This window comes from Sinomonas sp. (genome assembly GCF_051955515.1).
Classification (GTDB): Bacteria; Actinomycetota; Actinomycetes; order Actinomycetales; family Micrococcaceae; genus Sinomonas.
Map to the genome: position 1 here is coordinate 1 of NZ_JBQCGQ010000097.1, position 2,863 is coordinate 2,863.

At 67.0% G+C, this 2,863-nt stretch carries 2 protein-coding genes; both read left to right on the top strand.

Going from position 1 to position 2,863, the window contains the following annotated elements:
* The first annotated feature begins 161 nt into the window (after positions 1-161).
* Positions 162-662, top strand: coding sequence for a MarR family winged helix-turn-helix transcriptional regulator (locus ACTHL9_RS05410; RefSeq protein WP_440517824.1), 501 nt, complete (start codon positions 162-164; stop codon positions 660-662).
* Positions 663-678: 16 nt separating this feature from the next.
* On the top strand, positions 679-2,733 hold the full coding sequence (locus ACTHL9_RS05415) for an MDR family MFS transporter (RefSeq protein WP_440517825.1): 2,055 nt from the start codon (positions 679-681) through the stop codon (positions 2,731-2,733).
* Positions 2,734-2,863 lie beyond the last annotated feature (130 nt).

Consider the following 2,863-nt stretch of genomic DNA (forward strand, 5'->3'; position numbering starts at 1 on the left):
GAATCGGAGGCCTCGGCGTGCACGGATTCGATGCAGCGACTCAACGACACCCTGCGGATGTGACGGCGCAACCGCTTTAAGCGGCCTTCCTCACATTAGTTTGCCTAAGCAACCATCTGCGGCATATAGTTGCTGCAAGCAATCAATCGAGGGAAGTGACCATGCCCGTCGAACCACAGACAGCCCGAGCGCTGATCCACACGGTTTTCGACCTCCAGCGGACCCTCCGGTGTCTCGCGCACGAGCACAAGGCGCACGAGGTCGGCACCGCCGAGGCCGGCGTGCTCCGCATGATCAGCGAATTCGGCGGCCGCGCGGTGGACATCGCGGAAAAGCTCAACGTGAGCGCGCCCGTGCTGAGCCGGCACATCGCCGAGCTCCAAGAGCGGGGGCTCGTGGCCCGTCGTCGTGATCCCGAGGACCGGCGCGCGCAGTTGCTCGAGCTCACCGAGGCGGGCACGGCGAAGCTCGCCGAGGTCGAGGAGGCGCGGACGGCACGCCTGCTCGAGTTCCTCTCCGGGTGGGAGGAATCGGAGGCCTCGGCGTGCACGGATTCGATGCAGCGACTCAACGACACCCTGCGGAAGGCCAGCCAGCCGACGGCCCGGACCGCTTCCCTTGAGAACGACGACCAGAAGGAGGAAGCCCTTGCAGCACACTGATGTTGCGGCTCCGCAGATGAGCCACCGTCAGATCCTCGAGGCCCTCACCGGCCTCCTCGCCGCATTCTTCACGGCGATCCTCTCGAGCACCATCGTCTCGAACGCCCTCCCGACCATCATGGCCGACCTCAAGGGCACCCAGACGGACTTCGCATGGATCATCACGGCGTCGCTCCTGGCGAGCGCCGTGACCGTGCCGATCTGGGGCAAGCTCGCTGACCTCTTCGACAAGAAGCTGCTCACTCAGGTCAACATCATCATCTTCGTGATCGGTTCGGTGGTGGCCGGCATCTCGCAGAGCATCCCCGAGATGATCGGGGCCCGTGTGGTGCAGGGCATCGGCATGGGCGGCCTGATGGCGCTCGCCCAGGCGATCATCGGCGCCATGATCCCGCCGCGCGAGCGCGGGCGTTACTCGGGCTACATGGGCGCAGTCATGGCCGTCGGCACCGCGGGCGGCCCGCTCCTCGGCGGCTTCATCGTCGACTCGCCCCTTGGCTGGCGCTGGACGTTCTTCGTGTGCGTGCCGCTCGCTATCATTTCGCTCATCCTCATCCAGATGACGCTCAAGCTCACACACGTGCGCCGTCCTGCGAAGATCGACTGGCTGGGCGCCGTGCTGCTCAGCGCCTCGGTCAGCACGCTCCTGATCTGGGTCTCGTTCGCCGGGCAGGCAAACTACTACGACTGGTGGTCCTGGCAGTCGGCCGTCATGGTGGGCGGCTCTGCCGTGGGCATCGTCCTGCTCATGATCGTCGAGTCCAAGGTCGCGCAGCCGATCATCCCTCTGAAGATCATCGCGAACCGGACGACCGCGCTCAGCATCATCGCGTCCTCGGCGGTCGGCGTCTCGATGTTCGCCTCGTCGTCCTTCCTGGGCCAGTACTTCCAGGTCTCTCGAGATGCAACGCCAACCGAAGCAGGACTCCTCACGCTCCCCATGATCGCGGGGAACTTCCTCGGCTCAGTAGTCACGGGCCAGCTCATCTCGCGCTTCGGCAAGTGGAAGGCCTACCTCGTCACCGGCACGATCTTCGTCGCCGGCGGCATGGGCCTGCTCGGAACGATCAACCACACCACCGACCTCACCCTGACCGGCGTCTTCTCCTTCGTGCTCGGCCTCGGTCTCGGCATGACGATGCAGAACCTCGTCCTCGCCGTCCAGAACACGGTGCCCGTAGCCGTCATCGGCACAGCAAGCTCCACCGTGGCGTTCTTCCGCTCGGTGTTCGGCGCCATCGGCGTCCTGGTCCTTGGCACGATCCTGAACAACCGCTCGACGGATCTCATTGCACAGGGTCTCGCAGCCAAGGGGATCAAGATCCCGGCAGGCTCGACCGGCGGAGCGAGCCTTGACCTGAACGACATGCCAGCCCCCATCGCGGACGTAGTCCGGAGCGCGTTCGGCGATGCCTCGGCCGAGTCGTTCCTCGTCGCGGGCATCATCGGCATCGTCGCGGTCCTCGCGGTCCTCTTCATCAAGGAGGTGCCGCTGCGGCGCACGGTTGACATCACGAAGCCCGGGGAGCGCGCAGCGCAGTCGATGGTCGACGTCGGCTCCGAGCCTGCCCCGGTGCCCGCGCCGGCTGTTGTTGCGGACCGACTCGAGAGAGCGGACGACGACGGCGACCTCGCCCCAGCGGCCGACTCCCCGTCGTCGGACTCGCCGCTGATGACGCCAGCGCGCCGGGCAGCGGTGCGCGCGGCGCTGACTAGCTCCTCCGAGGGCACTCAGATCGACAGCGAGCTCCAGCTCATGCTCGCTGACGCCGACGCGCAGCTGTCCGAGGCGGCAGCGCCCCAGACCACGGCCGAGACGCTCGCCGTGCTCCAGGAGACCCAGCGCCTCCTCGCGGTGCAGCAAGCCAAGCTCGCCACGCTCATGTCGCGGATCTCCGACCAGCTCGCGGCCCAGCAGGACCTCGCTGCGCAGCAGCGGGCCACGGCGGAGCGCCAGGACAACGCGGCGGCAACGCTTGCGGAGATCCAGCGCGAGCTGGACGCGGAACGGCAGCTCCAGAAGGAAGCTGCGCTCTACATCGCGACGCGAGGACGGCACAGCGCGAGCTGATTTGGCGTGGGTTGAAGCCCGATAAATAGGCATCCGAGAGGCGGGGGGCAACCCGGGTGCCCCCCCCCGCGGGGTAAGCCCACTGGGGGTTTCCCCACCGCCACATGGGGGGGGACTCCGGAGGCGCTCG